The organism is Cupriavidus sp. SIMBA_020, from assembly GCF_046535395.1.
GTDB classification, from domain to species: domain Bacteria; phylum Pseudomonadota; class Gammaproteobacteria; order Burkholderiales; family Burkholderiaceae; genus Cupriavidus; species Cupriavidus campinensis.
Genome location: NZ_JAWRWU010001274.1, coordinates 1 through 249, shown reverse-complemented (window position 1 = coordinate 249; position 249 = coordinate 1). Strand labels below are relative to the sequence as shown.

Here is a 249-nt window from a genome sequence, read left to right as displayed (position 1 = left end):
AACGCGAGCCAGGGCTACGACACCGCGAAGAAGCTCGACTATTCGGCGAACCATCTCGTGTGGCTCACGCCGGCGCCGGCGAACAACACGTGGGGCGTCGCCGTGCTCGCGCCGGTCGCGCAGGCGCAGCATCTGAAGACCTTCTCCGATCTCGGCAAATGGGTCGCGGGCGGCGGCAAGCTCAAGCTCGCGGCGTCGGCCGAGTTCGTGAACAGCGCGTCCGCGCTGCCGTCGTTCGAGAAGGCGTAC

The 249-nt window shown here is 67.9% G+C and carries 1 protein-coding gene; it reads left to right on the top strand.

The window, feature by feature from the left end:
* Positions 1 to 249: glycine betaine ABC transporter substrate-binding protein (locus tag SB751_RS33605; RefSeq protein WP_410749446.1), on the top strand; the 249-nt coding region annotated here is incomplete at both ends.